Genomic DNA, 18687 nt, shown 5'->3' with positions numbered 1-18687 from the left:
ATGTTTGATCCGATTGGTGGCTTCGACAGAATGATCGAGCAGTTCCTCGTATATCTCGATACCGCGTACCGGATTGATGATCCTGATGTTTCCGTAAGTCGGCGAGAACTTTTGATGACCGCGGGACAACTCGCCCTCGATCCAATCTTCGAGACGGTACCACGCTACATGAGCGCAGGGCACGGTCTTGAAGACTTGATTGATACTTATTCGGAAAAGCTTCCCGGCTTTTTGAGGCATGAGAGGGAAGCTTTTGTTGAGCTTGCACTGTCAGGGCTCTTTGTCCGCGATAGGAAAAGCGCAACTCTGAAAGGAGAATACGACCCTTATCTCCATCAGGTCCAGATGCTTACCAAGGGCGCGGCGGACGGCACCCCTGGTATCGTGACGTCGGGCACGGGTTCTGGAAAAACTGAGTCGTTTATGCTGCCCATCATTGCGCAGCTTGCAAAAGAGGCGACGAACTGGCCCGCTCCCAACGCACCTGTCAACGATGATTGGATCGCAAACGACGGGAAGTTCCTGCTACATCGACGAAACGAGCACCCTGATCGTCCGAAGGCAATTCGCGCCCTTATCCTTTATCCCCTGAACGCGCTGGTCGAAGACCAAATGGTCCGCCTCCGGAAGGCTCTCGATTCGCCAGATGCACAAGAGGTGATGGACAAGCACTTCAAGGGAAACCGCATCTTTTTCGGTCGATACACCGGAAAATCTCCTGTCACGGGATTCGAGTCTCACCCGCGACGGAGCAACGACAAGGGATGGAAAAAAAGAAATCGACGTGCGCGAATGCAGCTCAGGGATGAACTCCGACGCTATCAGTCAATCCACTCGCGGCTCGATGCGGCTACCGATCCCGAACTTCGCTATATTTTTCCGACGACGGATGGCAGTGAGTTGATCACTCGGTGGGACATGCAGGCGACACCGCCAGATATTCTCGTCACCAACCAGTCTATCCTTAACGCTATGCTAGTACGCGAAGTCGAGAGCCGCATTCTAACGGAAACGAAAAACTGGCTCGTTAGCAATGAAGACGCGCGCTTCTACCTCGTCCTCGATGAACTACATCTTGTCCGCGGCTCGGCCGGCGCGGAAATGGCTGGTCTTCTCAAGGTTCTTCTCGAGCGCCTGGGGCTTTCAGATCCCGCCCATGCACACAAGCTCCGCATTCTGTCATCATCAGCATCGCTACCCATGGACGAAGACAACGCTGCCGCGAGCATCCAGTATCTCACTAATTTGTTCGGTGATGCGGGAACCGCGGGGGCTACAGGGCTCGATGAAGTATGGAAGGGCGGCGTAGTTACAGGTATTCCGGTTCCGGTGCCGAACCCGGTACGCAGGCCAACACGGGAAGCGCTGGCCGAACTCGCCCAAGCGCTTCAGGCCATCGACTACAGGCAAGAGCCAACCGCGCTTCTGGACAAGTTTATAGCTGCGGCGCGCTCGATCGCGGGCTCCCCGGAGACGGTATCGGCAGCTCTCATGCTAGATGCGGCATCCGTTGCTGCGTCGATGCTAGACTTCGCCATGCAAGACAAGGAGAGGCTGGGGAGCAAGCGCCCACGATCCGTGAAAGAGATCGGTGAAATTCTGTTCGACGTCGAAGATCGAGATGCCGTCCGCGGCCTGTTGGCGATGCGTGCCATCCCAGATCTACCCGATACCATCCTTCCCCAGGAACTGCGACCATCCGCAAGAGCGATCGCAATTCTTCCCGGCTTCAGAATGCACACCTTCGTCAGAAACATTGAGGGGTTGTTTTCCTCGGTTGAGAGGGGGCCTGATGGCCCTGTTGTTTGGGGCACGCCCAGCATCGAGCGCGGACAGGATTATGACTGGGCACCGGGAGCCTCTAAAAGGAAGCGGCTCTTTGAAATGCTCTATTGCGAAGCATGCGGCGATCTCTACCTCGGCGGCAAGCGCGGTGAGGCGGACCCTGGCAAATCTATCAGGGTATCGCTTCTCCCCGCTCCACAGGAACTTGAGAAGCTGCCGGAAAGCGCGTCGTCATTGAGGTTTGAGGATGCCAGTTATCGTGAATTCGCGCTATTTTGGCCATATCAAGCCAAATCAGAGCGCGAGATCAGATCTGAACGTTCGCCCTATGAATGGAGACCAGGCTTCCTGGATCCTCGTACAGGCATCGTGAGCGAGACTGCACAAGATGATAGCGTTTCAGGATATCTCTTAAGATGGGCGCGCGACGACAAGTTCCATCCACGAACCATGGAACATGATGGCACTGCCGTTCCATACTGCTGTGCAAAGTGCGGCACTGACTATTCCGGCCGATATCGGCAGCCGAATTCCAAGAAGCGTGAGGGCCGCCTTTCGCCGATCCGAAGTTTCAGGACCGGTTTCGGCAAGACCTCCCAGCTATTGGCAACCGAGCTGGTCGCCGCACTCAAGTCTCAGGGTGGAGACGGCAAGCTGGTGGCGTTCTCCGACAGCCGTGAGGACGCAGCCACATTGGCTCTTGATGTCGAGGTACAGCACCAGCGCGACCTCAGACGGGAAATTCTTGTAACCGCAGCAACACGGATGGCAAACGACCTCGGTTTCAGTGATGAGGACGCGGCGGAACTCGCACAACTGAAGGCCACCATCAATGAGCTGCAGAACGCGGACGAGGATTATGACCACCTCGTGCCTAGGGAAACAGCCCTAAAGAGACGAAAGGCGGCGGCCGGACATCCACCTAGCGTTCCCCTAAACCAACTATTCGAATTTGCTCGCGAAAGCGTCGGCTATGATGCCCGACCGATACTGTCAGAGCTGATGAAGCTGGGCTCGACCCCCGTAGAAGGGGCCGACACCATCCATACCCGCGTAAAGAACAAGCCGTGGTTCGAGTTTTTCGACCGGACAGAAAAGCGGGTTTCCTGGAAGCAGGAGCATCTTGTCGAGAAGGTTACGTTGATTAACCGGGCTCGCGAAAAGGTGCAGGAAGGTCAGCCTCCAGAGGCTACAGACTTGCTATTCAGCAAGACCTACTTCGCACTAGAGGAAACCGGACTTGGATGGCCCAGCTTCTACGGACCAGTGGAATACACCCCGGAGAAGTCGCGCGACGATGCGATGCTCCGAATATTCGCAGACGCGTATCGCATAACCCCAAACCAGTTCCAGGAGGAGGCTCGAACAGACTGGCGCACTGCCTTCGACATGCTGGGCGGCCCAGAAAGTCGAATGCGCCGCCTCCTCTCGAAGATCTTCCAGCACCCCGAGAAGGAGTGTGACGACTTCCTCAACAGGCTACGTACCACTCTTAAACAGACCCGTGCTGCTGGATCAATTGACATCAGCATGCTGCACTTCCGTGCAGCCCCTCCCTCAGGGAAGGCCTGGCGTTGTGAACGCTGTGGACGAGTACACCTGCACGAGGGGTTTGGAAAATGCACAAGATGCGGCGAAACCCTTACCCGACCGGAGGATCTCACTGCATCAACGATAGCGCGCGGAAATTTTCTAGGCCGAAGAGTAATCCGCTCGGTAGGCGGTGACGAACCGCTGTTCCGGCTCAAATGCGAGGAACTGACAGGTCAGACCAACGACCCTGCCGAGCGCCTCCAGCAATTCAAAGGCGTATTCGTTAGGGGCGATGGAGAAACCGCCGAGGACTTCGAGTGGCGAAAGCTGTTCGATACGATCGATCTGCTGTCAGTGACGACCACCATGGAAGTTGGCGTCGATATCGGATCGCTTCAGGCTGTCTACCAGGGCAACATGCCACCCCAGCGGTTCAACTATCAGCAGCGCGTTGGTCGAGCAGGCCGAAGAGGCCAAGCGTTCTCCACGGTATTGACTGTCTGCAGAAGCAAGAGCCATGACATCCATTATTTCCATAACCCTATCGAGATCACCGGATCTGCCCCGCCTCCGCCCTTCATAACCACGGGTCTCATAGATATTCCATCGCGGCTGCTGAGGAAATTCTGGCTAGTTGAGGCTTTCGAGCTGTTGAGGGAAAACGCGGACGGGGACTGGGCTGGCGATGATGTCGTCCCCGGAGACATCCACGGGGAATTCCTCTACTGTAACGAGTACTTCCGCGACGATCGCGATTGGCCGCGCGCTTTGGCAAATGCGCTGGCGCAAACTGATCAACGTCGTTTACGACTTGCCAAAATCCTCGCCGACGTCTCTGGCTGCGAAATAGGCAAGCTCGCGTCGGCCGTCACTGCCGAAACCGTACTTGCGGCAATCGAGGGCCTAAGAGCGGAGTTCAGCCTGCAAAGCGTCGGCATCGCGGCCGCCCTCGCGGAACGGGGAATGGTACCGTTATATGGCATGCCTACCCGGACGCGAAACCTCTACGTCGACTTAAAGAAACAGAAAGGTGGATTCGAGCCGGAATGGGACACGATCGACCGTGACCAAGACATGGCGATCTTTGACTTCGCACCCGGTAGCGTCCGAACCCGGGAGAAATTGCGCCATCGCTGCATTGGCTTCACCGGGGTTCTCCCGGACATCCACGAGCACGCGACCGACTTCAACGCTCCAGTAGTGCCATTTGGCGAGTGGTGGAAGGACGACTTCCGACTGCGCTTCTGCGGTGGATGTGGGGCGTGGAGCCGAGGAGGAGACGAGACGAAAACTTGCCAGTCGTGCGGTGATCAGGCGACAGATCTGGGCATTCGATGTGTAACGCCCGCGGCCTATCGAACAGAGTTCCGTCCGACTGACGAGAACCTGTCGGGAAAGGTCGGGCAGAGAATGACACTGGCAAGCATGGGAAAGGTCGAACAGCGCAAGACCGACGAGAACTTGCAGGTCAACTTCGCGGAACAGTCTGAAATTTTCCTCGTCAACCCTGGCTTCAGGGATGAGAATGAGTTCACAGGGTTTGAGATCCAAGAGGCAACCGACACCAGCGCCAAGAGGATTGCCTGGTGGAGCAAGTCAAAACCTTTATTGAAAATGGCCGGGCAGGCCATAAGCACGGAGGTGCTGGCAGAGGATAAGGATGAGGATGGCCGCTTCAAGTTAGAGAACAAAGAACCCGTCACTGCTTGGCTTGCTTCGACCAAGATAACGAACTCCCTGCAGATCAGCCCAGTTAGGCTGAACCCGAACCTACGCCTTCTTGATATGGATGTCGGTCTCTCGATGGGGCGCCGCGATCCAACTCGAACCAGTGTCCGCGCAGCGGCGATTTCGGCAACTGAGCTGTTGGTCCAGCGGGCTGCGTTGGATCTCGATATTGCACCAGAAGAGTTCGACGCACTGGCTCCCAACATCATGATGACCCCGTCAGGAGAGCGTCTGCCGTATCTGCAGATCGCGGATGCGTTGCCCAACGGCTCAGGATTTTGCCGACATCTCCTCGATGGCAGCACCATTCCGGTTTCGGGGCTAATCAAAAGCATACTCGATGAGCCATCGAAATGGCCCCGAACGGCCGTAGGTAGTGTGGAGCATATGGGACGGTGCGGATCGTCGTGTTACCGATGCGTACAGCGGTATAACAACCGCAACTTCCACGGCCTTCTTGATTGGAGGCTCGGCCTCTCGTACCTCAGGGCGATATCGGATCCGACGTATCAGTGCGCCTTCGATGGTGACACCCGGTACTTCGAACTATGCGAATGGGGACTGACCAGCTACGATCTGGCGCAGCAGGCGAAAACCTTCATCCCAGGCAACACGGTATCAAACATCGAGGGGAGGCCGGACATCGCTGTATTCTCCCTCGATGAGCGGCATACAAAGTGGGGCGTGGTAGTTCACCCACTGTGGGATACGACGGTACTGTTTTCACAGTTGGGACTAGATCGAAATTACGTTGCCGTGGACAGCTTTGAACTTTCGCGTAGACCTTTGGTCGTGTTGCAGAGGGCAAGATCTGCCGTGAGGTGATATCAAGGCATTTCACCCCTCTTTGATGGTCGCGACGATTTCCTTAACGGTTGTTGCGACCATTCCGTGCTCCGGGAATCGAAGCACGGCGGCACACCACTTCCTCATACCCCTTGACGCCCTCCGGCATGTTCTGTATTCGTTCCCGCCCATGAACACGCCCGCGCACCACTCGCTACGAATACGCTGACGCACTCCGGCTAGTCCGGTGTCGCCCTGTTCTGCGTTTCGATTACGAGGGATGCCATGAAGGTAGTTTCAGATGACCGAAGGGACGATGCCGTCCCGCACAAGGTCACGCTTTCACCGATTTACACACCGATGGCGACCATCAAGTGCGATGGCCGTGCACAATTTCGATCGCAGCAGGCAAGGGACTTCGCCTGCCTGCTCGATCTCGACCCCGATGTTGCCCGATGGAGCACGGCACCGCCGCTGCTACGGAACGGCGACGACGAATACAAGGTCGATTTCGTCGTCCTCACAGAGGGCGGATCCTTCCTGATCGACGTCGGCCAGGAGGAACCGATGCCGCCGATCTGGCTGTCCGCCGAGATCGAATCCATCGGTCATCGATACCGATCCGTTGCCATGATCGACTTCGCAGACAGCTTCCGCCTCCGGAATGCCAAGGACCTCCTCCGGTACGGATTCTATCGGCCGCCTCTCGGGGACAGGATTCGTCTGCTCGCCGGCCTCGAGGAAATGGGATCGCTCACCATCGCGGAATGCCTGTCGGCCATCCAGGAAGGACGACCGATGCCGACACTGGCGTCGCTGATCCTTCAAGGATTCCTGGAGGTCGATCTCGATGACGACCTGCTGAGCCCGGAGAGCCAGGTTCGCCGGATACGAGGATGACGCAACGCGCGCATGAGCGCCGACCGCCGCATCATCTTTAATCCGGGATCACACAATGAAAAACGTACTTCGCGACCGGGCAGGCTTCTCGCTGCCGGAATTTCTCGCCTATTCAAGCATCAGCCGCGCCATCCGGCCATACAGACGCGTCCCGCATTTCGCCATCGGACTCGTTCTCGAGAACTGGGAACGCAAGACCAGCTACGTGCAGGCGGCGGTCATGTTCATCGACAGGAAGTCGGACTACCGCTACCAGGAGCACGTTAAGATCTTCGATGAGACCCGTTCGAACGATCATATCGAAGCCGTGATGGACTTGCTGCAGCACAAGCAGACCATCATCTTCTTCCGATCCGCGGAGGCCATCCCGGAAGATCTCCGCTACGCCCTCGACATCGTCGTCAAAGTCGAGCCACCCGACATCCGCCAGGTGCGTGGGGTCGTCAGATGGGGCTACAAGACCACGGTCACCGACGACCAGGCAGATGCCTTGATCAAGTGCGACTGGCGGCGGCTCAAGCTTGCGATGACATGGGGCCGACCAATGCCGCGCGTTCTTGGCATCATCGAAAAGATGGTGCGGGCAGGCGCACCAAGTGTACCAAGCGCACCAACTCGGTCTGGCGAGGTCCTTGCCGATATCAGACTGGAAGATATGGAAGGCTACGGCGATGCCAAGGTCTGGGGCCTCGATCTCGCTCGGGATCTCGAAGACTGGCGAGCCGGAAAGATCACTTGGGACGACGTCGACCGCGGTGTGCTCTTGTCTGGGCCACCTGGCACGGGGAAAACGATCTTCGCGAAAGCCCTGGCAGCATCCTGCAACGCGACACTCTTCGCCACATCTTACGCCCGATGGCAGGCGAAGGGCAATCTCAACGACTTCCTGAAAGCCATGCACAAAAGCTTCCGTGACGCGAAGAATTCGGCGCCCTCAATCCTGTTCCTCGACGAGATCGATGCGTTCGGATCACGGGAACGCACCAACAGCAGCAACGCGTCCTACGACATGAAGGCGATCACCGGACTACTGGAGTCGCTCGATGGTCTCGAGGGGCGGGAAGGGGTCATTGTCGTTGCCGCTTCCAACCATCCGGATAACATCGATGAGGCCATCTTACGTTCGGGTCGCCTCGATCGACACGTCAGGATTCCGCTTCCGGATCTTCGCGCTCGTGCTGCCATCTTCAGAATGCACTTGCTGGGCGCGTTCGACGAAGGCCGCTGCGAGTCCTTTGCAGAGCTGTCGCAGGGAGCCTCCGGCGCCGACATCCAGAAGATCGTCCGTAACGCCCGCCGCCGGGCAAGGGGGCTTCGAAGGCCCGTTACGGTGGCGGACGTCCTCCTGCACCTTCCGATCCCGGCGCAGATCCCTGCGGAGACGATGAGGGTGAATGCGGTTCACGAGATCGGCCATGCGGTGGTCGGAGTCGTTCTCGGCATGGAACTGGTCAGCGTGGAGATTTCATCAAGGATCCTACTGACAACGCAGAACCAGCCCGTCGGCAAGGCGACATTCGGACGCCGTCCCTGGGCACGTCGGACGAAGGCGCACTATCTCGATGCCATCGCCATGGGCCTCGGAGGCATGGCGGCGGAGAAGTTGCTGCTGGGGTGTCATGATGATGGAGTAGCCGGCGGCCGGGGTTCAGATCTGTACGACGCGACCCGCACCGCAATTCTGCTAGACCGGTCTTTTGGCATGGGCGATGGCCTGGCTTCGCTCGGCGACATCTCAGAAGCACAGATGATCGACATCAGTCGGATGGATCGAAGCGTTCTCGCCAGGGCCGACAAAGTCCTGCGGGCGCAGCTTGAGCGCGCCACGGAAATCCTGGAGCGGCATCGTCCGGCGTGCGAGAGGCTGGTCGATGGATTGGTGGCAGGGCTCGAACTTTCGGGAGAGGAGGTGCTGGACGCGCTTGATGAAGATTCCAAGCTACTTCGGATCAATGGGTAAAAACTCCGATCGGACCCGGATAAGCCCGTGCCAAGGAAGGCAAAAGTTGACGGCGGACTTCTTCAACCGCCGCCAACGGGTCCTTCGAGCGAGCGGTCTGTTAATAACTCCGCCCGATGGCCTTCCAAGCGTCGTTAGCGAGGCCGTCGGAACCGCGTGCTGTCTATTGCTCTGTCGAAAGGCTCGAGCGCCCGTCAAGTGAAGGGTAGTGTTCCGACAGCCACCGGGTCACCATCGGCATCTCCTGGTCTTTCCAGTCCTCTCGAGTGGATACCTTTCCAACCGGAGAGATTATCGACTCTGGTCATCATCTTCGATGAAGATCGCGCCATCGTATAGCCTCGTCCTGTTTATAGCCTGAAACCTGTAGGCGATCCTCTCCGCGAGAACGAGAGTCTGGGCGATATCATCGAGCAGCATTTCGCGGTCGTTGTAGGTTAGTTCGTCGAGAACCTCGAAATCGGCGTCGGCGCGGCCCACCAGCTCCCTGTAGCGGGTTCTCGCTGGCTCCGCATCATTGCCATCGTAAGTTCTCAGAAATTCCACGGTATCCATTAAGACAAGCACTCCTTGAGGTTGCTTCGTCTAACGTGGGACACGTCAACAATTCGCTAAAGGGCCTCTTCCATGAAACTATCCGGGACTGTATTTCCGCCAGTCTGTCGAAGAGCAGAGGAGAGGGGACTCGACACAGAGTTGATGTAGCGGTGGAAAGAGATTCCTCCAGGGCCATCAACTCGCGCCTGATTAGGTATTGCTTGGCTACCGAAACAAGCAGCAACAGCTTTGAACGAAACAGCTTGGATTCGTAGCAGCGCAACTCAAGCTCTTCACATCCCTTTCCGGTGGCTACCATTGTGATGATTTGAGGAATTGCCCCCAAAAGGGAGGCGGCCATGTCTTCTTTTGGAGAAATCTTAGAGAAGGCTTGTTGTAGCTTAACCACCAGTACATCACGTTCGTCCTGACCCAACGCCGTCATATCGCCTCCGTACGCTAATCTTGTCTCAACCGTGATTCCATGGTCGGTCGCTTCGACGCCGGCAGCAACACGAACCAGAACACCAAACAGTGTTGTGCAAAGGTGCCGCGGAATGCTGACAACGTTCCAGTCTAAATTGACGTTGAGAATGCTAGAAAACCCCGGATCCAGGTTGTCATCGCCTGCACTTGGTACAGCATCGCTTGGTGCGCACCATGTTGGTGCGCACCAAGCGATGCCCAGTCGTTGTTCATGGTATTTGAGCGCTGAAACAAATGAAATGTCAGGCGCTATAGATGGAAACCCGAGGCATCCAGCAGGATTAGGTCCTTGCAAGCGCTCGTCCTTGACCTAAAATGACAAGGCTCCAATTGTTGACAATGCGAAAGATATTTTCGTTCAGAAAGATACTTAGCTATACTAAAAATATACACGCGCAACAATGCGCACCAACTGACGTTATACGCTCGAAGAAATATCAACAAAACTGCATTTATTTGACGTGCTGTCTCTGAAAAGGGGACGTCGACACGTCAGGCTCCTAAGACAGGGCGAGAGTCCAATATTATAACTGCACAGTCCAAGAATGGCTGACGCTAGTCCAAAATTATCAGGCGACGCTCAATTTCCCAGATGAACCCCAGCTACATCGTAAATATTGATAATCAACATTATGGAACTATGTGAGCATTATTCGACGCGCAATCAAATTTGCATCGTAACAAGGAGCGGCAGATGATCGGACGCTTGACGTGCCAAAGGTGTGTCGATGACCCGTGCGTCAAGGATATTCAATCCACCTGATGTCAGAACATGGTCCAGCCGCAGGAATGGAAACCGCGATGGAAATGTCGGCCTCGGTCGACTGAGATTATTGGAATTGAGGTTAGCTTTCGTGGCATCGGCCAATCTTGCCGTCAGGAGTTTGAAAGCTTTTGAATTCGGGACTGCATTCAAGTCGGCTGCGACCAAAATAGGAGCATCTGCTTCCAGCAAGGGTCCGAGCCATTCCACGCCCAAAAGCGCCCTTGCCTGCTCTGCTCGCTCACCTGCCCGTAAGCCGAAATGTGTCACGCATACGTTAACAGAAATTTCTCCAATCGATACCTCTACCAACAGAGCGCCCCTTTGCTCACCGCGTGATGGCAACATGCCCTGCTGGACGATGCGGGTCGGGAACCTGGTCAAAAGTGCATCGCCATATCGCTCCTCAGCAACATTCAAGGCGGAATGAAAATGTGATTGCATGGTGAGATAGCCAGCGATCACGTCCGCTTGATCAATTCTTGAGGTTCGGTTTCGGCCGACATCCACTTCCTGAAGGCAGACAATATCTGCTTGGGTGGCTGCGATCACTTCGGCAATTCTGGCCGGATCAAGTCTTCTGTCTGTGCCGATACAGCTATGAATATTGTAGGTAAGGAGACGAAATATGGAGCTCATTGCGAGGGAACACCTTAGGCGGGAAATCGTTCCCTGTACGAAGAACAACCTCGGAACGGATTTGATGCAAAAGAAGATTTTGTTGAATGGCATTTTCCTTGCTGCGACAGCAATAGCCCTCTGGCTGAGCTACCGGGCGCTGAGCAAATTCTCCCTCATCGATATCGAAATGTCATTGTCTGCAATCCCTTGGACAGGTTTTGCTCTGTCATTATTTTTTTGTGCCGTCTCCTATCTTTGTCTGACTGGCTTCGACTATCTTGGCATCCTCTATGCTGGTTCTCGATTGTCCTGGCGCAAAGCCGCAGTCGCGTCTTTTGTCAGCCTTTCCATCGGACATAATGTCGGCTTGGCTGCGCTGTCCAGCGGAGCGGTCCGCTATCGATATTATCGGCGCTGGGGATTGAAAAACGAAGAAGTTGCCAAAATCATTCTCTTTTGCGGCGCAACCGTCGGAATCGGCTTGATAGGATTGGCTGGCATTTGCCTTGCCTTGTTTCCGCAGAGTGCGGCCAAGCTCGGCGGCATGGGGAGCTTGGCCGCTCGACTGATTGGATTTGCATGCCTGGCTGCAATTGGTATCTATCTCCTGACCTCAACCTGGCTGCGCGGCGAAATACGCATATACAAATGGCGTTTCTCACTGCCAACATTGCCCATAGCTCTTGCCCAGGTCGCAGTTGGCATTGCCAATTTCACTGCAGTCGCCGCTTGTCTCTTCTGGTTGGCAAAATCTTCCGCTGGTTTTTTCGAAACGACAACTGCTTATGTCATGGCCAACCTCTCGGCGCTGGTTGCCCATGTTCCCGGCGGACTCGGTGTAATGGAAGCGACCATCTCGTTCATCATGGGCAAAGACGCATCGATCGGCGCGCTCATTGCATTTCGCGTTGTGTATTTTTTCATCCCCCTGGCAATCGGCATCCCGGTCTTTGCCATAAGTGAATTGTATTATTCGCGCCGCGAAAGCCGGGATAATTCCTCGTCAAATGAGACCGTGAAGCCAGCAACTCTTTGACGACGTCATATGCTGCATTCATAAGAATACCGACCCTCGCCATAGAAAAAGCCCTTGTGATTTACCAATCACAAGGGCTCTCCGTGGGGCTCTACAATATAGTTCAACTGTTGTTGGCAGACATCCGCCGCTGCGGCCCATCGGCCCGGCTCAGTCCCGCCTTCGACATTGCCATGCTCCGGATTTTCCTCAGCATTGAAAATGGAATAGAAACCAACTGCAAAGGCCACCAGGGTGCTTTAGGGTCAACAATTCCTGTTGCAAAATGCAAGCTTGTCTTGCCATGCTCGTCGCCTACCGGAAAAGATCGCAGTCCACGCGCCCCGACGTTCACTCGATCCAAGGCGCGCACCAATGATCCAGCCTCGTCCTGCGCTTTTGCCAAATCAGCACTCGGCAGACCAAGATGCTCACCAAGCAGGCCATTTCGCATGTCGGTCAAGATCTGTCGTTCTTTGTCGCTATGCATTTCGATGGCGACATCAAGTTCCGTATCAAGGCCGACCGACCTCTGGTTCAGATTCGACGACCCGACGCGAATGAAAACATCATCGACGATAATCAACTTGGCATGGACCAGAACTTCCTCGCAATTATCATCACGGCTCTCATCCGGGACAACTGGATAGAAAGCACGAAACCGACCAAACCGATCAGCTTGTCTAAGCTTGCGGATCATTCGGTCTCGATTTTCCCCGAGTACTTTTCTCTCGAGAAATCCATGCGAATTCAGCGTCGAGATCAACACAACCTCAGGACCATCCGGCTCACTCAGTCGAGCCGCCAAAAGATCGGCGACATCTTTCGATGCAAAATATTGGCTTTCTATATAGATAAGGCTCTCAGCCCTAGACAGGCAATCAAGGGTGAGTTGGAGCGTCTCCCGAACGGATGTGCTTCTACGAATTGCCGGTTCGGTTCGCGCAAAAGCGATGTCACAATTGCTCAAGACATAACGTGCAGCCGGCGGAAAAGAATGAAAATAGCAGCGTGGACGCACCAGATCTTCACCCGTCGCCTGCCACCACCGGCGCCTGGCGATTTCAGCCGCTACTTCGGCTGCTTCGCCGTCAACAGCCATCTGGACATCGTGAACCGGCTCATACCGTTCGCCTTTAGGCGTGCGACGTAAAGGTTGATCGGCCCGGTGCTCGGGCGTATCCCACCGCTTGGCCGTAAGATCGATGCCGCCAATAAACGCCAGAGCATCGTCAATAACCACCATTTTCTGATGATGAGAACCTCGAACGGCATGCCGCGTATCGAGCCGCAAATCGATCCTCGGATGCACTTTAAGTTCGGTTTTCCCGAGCATGCGCAGTGATTTTCCAGAATAGATAGGGCCCATCGCCCAGACAAGAATGTGAATGGAAAGACGGCTATTGTTGTCGACAAGCGAAAGGAGGAACTCACCCAATGTGGGTGAAGCTTGATCTTCCGGTATAAGCTGGATGTCAGGGTTAAAGTCCCACCCGATGATGAATATCTGTTCCTGAGCACGGGACAGAGCATCCGCAAGCGCACGAAAATATTGCGCACCATCGATCAGAAATCCCGCTTTAGATGCAACACCCGTCTTCCAGGCATTATGACCTACTCTGATCACCTGATCCGATCCATTGCGGTGATGGCTGCTGGCCTTCTCGAAACCCTGCATATTTCTTTATCCCAGCCGGATGAACGCGTACCCGAATTACGCTCCAATTGCCTGCTGCATCGTTACGTCCGTTTTCACGGACAGAGTTGTCTACTCACGCTTCAGGACCAAAAGGTTTCACGTCGTAGACAAACGCATTGCAGTGATATTTGTTCCGCCTCGATCTGGCAAAATTCCAGGGTCAGTGGAGAAGCCGAAGAAACCTGATCTTCAATGGATGCGACGTAAACAAAGTTCCAGTGGCACCAGCCAATTCAGATTTTCTTCAACGCCATCAAGCTTTACGATTTGCTCCGCGGCAGGTTTTTCTCGAGCGCTTGAAGCATGGGATAAACGCTGAACTGCCCTTGCTCAGCCTTTTCGGTCAATGTCCGAAGATAACCACCTGCGGAACGAATTGCTTCGGCTCGCTCAAGCATAACAGCGACGGTAATTGCAGCGGCCTGTTCACCCATTGCTTGTTTCGCCTTCAACCATGCATCAGGGGAGATGCCCAGCATCGTCCGCACAGTGTCAGCTGCCCTGATCAAGTCATTCCATTCGGAAATCCCATCTTTAGCGTAGTCGTTGATTTGCGGGCAAAGCGTTTTCAACCTTTTCAGGCTTACAGCCAATCTGCGCTGATCGTGGGTAGGTGATGCCGGCTCTGCTGTTTTATGCTCATAGCCGTTTTTATCAAATTGTAGTTCTGATTTTGAATTCTGTTGGTGGCAGTCATTTTGATGTTCATTGCCGCTCATTTCTTCTTCAGAAAGGCTTGAAAGATAATCGTTTTCCACCTGTGACAGCAGTTCACGCAGCTCTTGCGCCAATGTTTGCATATCGCTGCTGAATTTCATTCTTGTGCGTGTTTTGCAAAAAGTCTGATAGCGAAGCAAATAGCTTTCCCAGTCCCCTGCTCGCCCCTCTTCAAGCGCGAGAGTGATTATCTTGGAAATGTCGCGGGATAGAACGGTGACTTCTCCTCGCAAGGCACGGAACTGCTTGGCTTCAGCACGGGCGCTCTCGGCTGCGCTGTAGATTTCTTCTGCTTTCAGCACAAACGGTGCTAGATCGAAGCCGAATGCATCCTCGACTTCTCCAGTTTCGTCTCTGCGGCAATAGCGCTTGCCATTGGCACTATCACGCCGAAAGATCATGCCTGCCTCGACAAGGCAGGCCAAGTGCCTGCGTATGGTCGCTGGCGCCATTCCTCTTGCTCGAAAAGCCAATTCCCGGTTGGATGGAAAGACGATAACCGGCTCCCGGCCATCCAGTTCGCGCTCGGTGGTGAAGCTGACAAGCGCTTCAAGCAGGCAAATCGTCCGGTCACCCAGACCATAGACAGCACGCGCCTCCGTTAAGGCGCGAAGCAATTGCCATTTGTCAGCGCGACCAGAAGAGTTTGTGCCTTCGGTTTGCCGCAGTTCCGCTTGGCGTTCGCCAATGCGTGCTTGTCGCGCCAGGACGCGACCGGACATCCGTCCGCCGCCAAAGGGCGTTGTTGCAGCTCGTTCCATCATGTCGCGTCCCCTCTACAAGGAGACAAGCAGGCCCAAATGACAACCACTGACACTCAATCAACCCGACAGGACGGGTGAACGATCACCGGAATAGAATGGCTTTAAGTCCGTTCTCTTCTTCGGCAATCCATCAATCGACTACGCAATTCCTAACTTGAAACACAAGCAAGGAGACTATTTCGCAGCAGGTTGACGTGATACGGCATCCGATTGAAAAAATCGCAAGAATACCGTCGGCGCATGAATTCATTGCTTGGTATCTGAATGATCCAAGACCAGTGAACTCACCAAAGTATCGACAACGAACGAGGCGTATAAGCAAAATTGACCGTTTCCTGCGCGATAAAGCGCCATTTAAAGGCCAATCTTATCTCTTATAGAATCCACAGGTTTGCTATCTGAAATCCGAGGAATTCAGCATATTACGCAACGGTCGATCTATTGCATAACTCCCTAAATCGGACCCGACGTAAGGAGCAAATTATGCGGCAGATCTAAAGCTTACGGCACCTACTGCATAATTCCTTCAATCGGAATCGATTGAAGGAGAAAATTATGCCGCAGATTAAAGTGTTACAGCCTCCTTTCTGCGTTTTCTAAAACGCACGGCGCTGTAAATATGCATTTGATAAAATGCACAAAGCCGCAAGCATCGCCCGCATTGTGGTCGATACCATTCCATCATTTTGTTTAAGCACCATTATGGCCTGGCACTGCTGCCAGCGCCGCAAAATCAAGACACAAAAAGATACATCATGACCCACGAATATGCGGTCATGTCTTGACTTTTATGGCCAGAAGTGATTCTCTTGCATTGCTACATAGAAGAGGGCTTCCGAAATGGTGACGTTTTGGGGCCTTTTTTCTTGTCTCGTATTGCTTCCTTCTCGTTGCACTTTACGGCGCTTGCGTTCGATAAAACACAACGCGCCATAACCCGTTATAACCTCTGCGTAGTGTCCTCTTAAATCCCCTGGAATTTAAGAGGCACGCAATAATCCTGCAAAATGCAGGTCTACAGCACCCAGCAAAAGCCGGATGCAAACCGATTTCAGTCGTGTTCGCCGTCCAAATAGGCCGCATAAGCAGCCGCCAGACGCGCTTCGAACTGATCGACAAACCCCGGATTGGCTTCCGCCAGAAATTCAATCTTCAGCCGCCGCCCCTGCCGTCCGATACGGGCGAAGACACGGCCATCAGGTCCCCTGATGTCTTCCGGTTCCGGACGCTCCACAGGAGCCTTGCCGGACAGCGTATCGAATAGTTTTTGAAACCGTTCATCGGTGGCTGCGATCCGAAATCCGTCTGTAGACACCAAACCAGCCGCTTTCACCTGCCCCTGCTCGCTCGAGAGCAATTGGCCAAGTGCCATCCACCTCTCGCGTCCTGCCTTCGGAGCAGGGCCAACGGCGCGAGCAAAGCGCTCAGGGACACTCTCTGCCACCTGGATAAGTCGCGACAGCTCGCTTTTTTGCACCGAAAGCGCCTCGCCGATGACTTTACGATCAAACCCACGATCGGCCAATGCCTTGGCAAACAAGGCACGCTCGATGAAGGTGAGATTGCGTCGCTCGGCATTTTCCTTGCCTTGAGCCAGCACAAGCTCGTCGTCGCTCAAGGGCCGGATAAGCGCCTTGACGGCAATGCCGAGGCGCTTTGCAGCACTTAAACGCCGGTGACCATAGGCAACCTGATAGCGGTCGGCGTCAACGGGATGCCGACGCACCAGGATCGGAACCTGCTGGCCACTCTCGCGCATGCTGGTAACCAGCGCGACGAAATCTGGATCGTCTCTTTCCTCATCACTCAAGCGATCTGAAACGAAGGACGCATCAATCTTATCCGTAGCAAGGGAAATGACCCTTTCGCCCTCATCAATCGCCTGACGCAAAGCACGCGCTTCTTCCGCCTCTCTGGTGATAGAGGACAAGGTCAATCCCATTGCCTTTATCGCGCCTGAGGCTGCACGCGCCACTGGTGCTGCAGGGCTCTGTTCTTCAACAGTATCTGCGCTACGCGGTTCGCCGGGCACCGTTGGTTGCGAAACAGAGGGTTCCACAATATCTGGACGTGCCCCCGATCCTGGATCGGAAAACAGCGCGCGCAACTCGCTTTTTCGGTTTTTTCCAATCATTCTTTGCGTCCCCACGCCGTGTGGATCAACTGTTCGATTTCGGCATTTACTGATTCCAGCGCTTCAATCGCCCTGTCGTACGTGCCACGGCTGAAATTTTCGCGGCCAACTTCGTAAAGCGTCTGTTTGGTCAATCCGGCATCGGAAATTGCCGTGGATTTAACCATCGGCGAGGTCAATACCCGTTCCCCGAACAGCGACCGCAGAAAACCGACAATTTGCGCCTGAGGACCATCATTCGGCTCAAACCGGGTGACGAGATAGCGTAGAAAGTCGAAATTCAGTGTGCCGCCTGCTTCGCGCACGACACCGAGAAGATCCGATGTCATGAACAGGAACTGGCTCATGGACGCCACATCCAGCATCTGCGGATGCACGGTGACAATCACCGATGTCGATGCGCAAAGCGCCGACAATGTCAGATATCCAAGCTGCGGCGGGCAGTCGATGACCACGACATCATAATCATCTGCCACGCTGTGCAAGGCATTCTGCACTCGGGCGAAAAACAGGCTCTTGGCATCGCCCGTCTTTCGTTCCGCCAAGGCACGCGGCGTCACATGCTCAAATTCCTGCAATTCCAGGTTTCCGGGCAGCAGGTCGAGATTGTGAAAATAGGTCTTGCGAATGATCTCCCGCAGCGGCCTGACTTCATCGTCATAGCGGATGGCGCCATAAATCGTATCATTGCCAACCAGATCGAGTTCCGGCTGATAACCGAACAATGCAGACAACGACGCCTGCGGATCGAGATCAACAGCCAGTACCCGGTGTCCGGTCATGGCCAGATATTGCGCAAGATGAACCGCCGAGGTGGTTTTACCGGAGCCGCCTTTGAAATTTGTCACGGAAATGATCTGCAAATGCTCGCCACGTTCGGCGTCACGCCATTTAACATAGGAACGAGCCTTGGAAACATTGCCTTTTATCATCGCCTGCTCGGCCAGATAATGGCGCAGCGCGTCAATATCAGAGAGCGAATAGTAGCGACGCCCCCCTGCCCCAACGACGGGCGCAGGCCCTTCACCGGCAAGCGACAATTGCCGCAAATAGCCATCCGAGACTCCGACGAGACGCGCCGCCTCACCGGACGTGAAAGTCCGCAGGGTTTTGCGCGACGCTGGCGCAAACAACCGCTCCCGCATGGCCTTCAGCTGGGCTGAAAGGGCGCGCGCGTCTTCGGCAATGGTCTCATCGGCGGGGCGCAAATTCGTCTCCTGTTGTTCAGTCGCCGTGCTGGACGCAACCGCCATGATCAT

The 18687-nt window shown here is 54.9% G+C and carries 11 protein-coding genes; 4 read left to right on the top strand and 7 right to left on the bottom strand.

Features of this window, described 5'->3' with window-relative positions; genetic code table 11:
• The 3 genes from FS819_RS18130 to FS819_RS18120 all read left to right on the top strand — a co-directional run bounded on the left by FS819_RS18130 (position 1) and on the right by FS819_RS18120 (position 8692).
• A complete protein-coding gene (locus FS819_RS18130; RefSeq protein WP_156549706.1) occupies positions 1 to 5871 on the top strand; it encodes a DEAD/DEAH box helicase in 5871 nt (1956 codons plus the stop codon).
• Between the two features lie 246 nt (positions 5872 to 6117).
• Positions 6118 to 6732 (top strand): hypothetical protein, encoded by a 615-nt coding sequence (locus FS819_RS18125; RefSeq protein ID WP_156549704.1) that lies wholly within the window; start codon positions 6118 to 6120, stop codon positions 6730 to 6732.
• 55 nt (positions 6733 to 6787) lie between these two features.
• Complete coding sequence (locus FS819_RS18120; protein ID WP_156549702.1) at positions 6788 to 8692, top strand: AAA family ATPase; 1905 nt, start codon at positions 6788 to 6790, stop codon at positions 8690 to 8692.
• A gap of 291 nt (positions 8693 to 8983) precedes the next feature.
• On the opposite strand, the gene FS819_RS18115 is transcribed toward FS819_RS18120, so the two are convergent.
• From FS819_RS18115 to FS819_RS18105, 3 genes are all read right to left on the bottom strand, one after another.
• On the bottom strand, positions 8984 to 9247 hold the full coding sequence (locus FS819_RS18115; RefSeq protein WP_156549700.1) for a hypothetical protein: 264 nt from the start codon (positions 9245 to 9247) through the stop codon (positions 8984 to 8986).
• Entirely contained in the window at positions 9207 to 10010 is an 804-nt protein-coding gene (locus FS819_RS18110) for a hypothetical protein (RefSeq protein WP_156549698.1), read from the bottom strand. Before FS819_RS18110 ends, FS819_RS18115 begins: the two co-directional genes overlap by 41 nt.
• Before the next feature lie 369 nt (positions 10011 to 10379).
• Entirely contained in the window at positions 10380 to 11117 is a 738-nt protein-coding gene (locus FS819_RS18105; RefSeq protein WP_156549696.1) for an endonuclease/exonuclease/phosphatase family protein, read from the bottom strand.
• On the opposite strand from FS819_RS18105, the gene FS819_RS18100 reads away from it, so the two are divergent.
• The gene (locus FS819_RS18100; RefSeq protein WP_234624690.1) at positions 11107 to 12135 is read left to right on the top strand and encodes a putative bifunctional lysylphosphatidylglycerol flippase/synthetase; all 1029 of its coding nucleotides are present in this window, start codon (positions 11107 to 11109) and stop codon (positions 12133 to 12135) included. The genes FS819_RS18105 and FS819_RS18100 overlap by 11 nt on opposite strands.
• Before the next feature lie 103 nt (positions 12136 to 12238).
• On the opposite strand, the gene FS819_RS18095 is transcribed toward FS819_RS18100, so the two are convergent.
• From FS819_RS18095 to repA, 4 genes are all read right to left on the bottom strand, one after another.
• On the bottom strand, positions 12239 to 13792 hold the full coding sequence (locus tag FS819_RS18095) for a phospholipase D-like domain-containing protein (RefSeq protein ID WP_156549694.1): 1554 nt from the start codon (positions 13790 to 13792) through the stop codon (positions 12239 to 12241).
• Between the two features lie 281 nt (positions 13793 to 14073).
• Positions 14074 to 15294: a plasmid replication protein RepC gene (repC, locus tag FS819_RS18090; protein WP_234624689.1), complete on the bottom strand. Its 1221-nt coding sequence runs from the start codon at positions 15292 to 15294 to the stop codon at positions 14074 to 14076.
• A gap of 1051 nt (positions 15295 to 16345) precedes the next feature.
• Entirely contained in the window at positions 16346 to 17428 is a 1083-nt protein-coding gene (gene repB / locus FS819_RS18085) for a plasmid partitioning protein RepB (protein ID WP_156549692.1), read from the bottom strand.
• Positions 17425 to 18687, bottom strand: coding sequence for a plasmid partitioning protein RepA (gene repA, locus FS819_RS18080; RefSeq protein WP_060716291.1), 1263 nt, complete (start codon positions 18685 to 18687; stop codon positions 17425 to 17427). Before repA ends, repB begins: the two co-directional genes overlap by 4 nt.

Source organism: Allorhizobium sp. Av2, assembly GCF_021462805.2.
In the GTDB taxonomy this organism is placed as follows: Bacteria; Pseudomonadota; Alphaproteobacteria; order Rhizobiales; family Rhizobiaceae; genus Allorhizobium; species Allorhizobium vitis_G.
This window is presented reverse-complemented; position numbering and strand designations above follow the sequence as displayed.

Bases quoted from the DNA above. Each gene is read 5' to 3' on its own strand.
- FS819_RS18105 (WP_156549696.1), bottom strand. From the start codon at position 11,117: ATGAGCTCCATATTTCGTCTCCTTACCTACAATATTCATAGCTGTATC.
- FS819_RS18095 (WP_156549694.1), bottom strand. From the start codon at position 13,792: ATGCAGGGTTTCGAGAAGGCCAGCAGCCATCACCGCAATGGATCGGAT.
- repA (WP_060716291.1), bottom strand. From the start codon at position 18,687: ATGATCATGGCGGTTGCGTCCAGCACGGCGACTGAACAACAGGAGACG.
- FS819_RS18130 (WP_156549706.1), top strand. From the start codon at position 1: ATGTTTGATCCGATTGGTGGCTTCGACAGAATGATCGAGCAGTTCCTC.
- FS819_RS18100 (WP_234624690.1), top strand. From the start codon at position 11,107: ATGGAGCTCATTGCGAGGGAACACCTTAGGCGGGAAATCGTTCCCTGT.
- FS819_RS18120 (WP_156549702.1), top strand. From the start codon at position 6,788: ATGAAAAACGTACTTCGCGACCGGGCAGGCTTCTCGCTGCCGGAATTT.
- repC (WP_234624689.1), bottom strand. From the start codon at position 15,294: ATGATGGAACGAGCTGCAACAACGCCCTTTGGCGGCGGACGGATGTCC.
- FS819_RS18125 (WP_156549704.1), top strand. From the start codon at position 6,118: ATGAAGGTAGTTTCAGATGACCGAAGGGACGATGCCGTCCCGCACAAG.
- repB (WP_156549692.1), bottom strand. From the start codon at position 17,428: ATGATTGGAAAAAACCGAAAAAGCGAGTTGCGCGCGCTGTTTTCCGAT.
- FS819_RS18115 (WP_156549700.1), bottom strand. From the start codon at position 9,247: ATGGATACCGTGGAATTTCTGAGAACTTACGATGGCAATGATGCGGAG.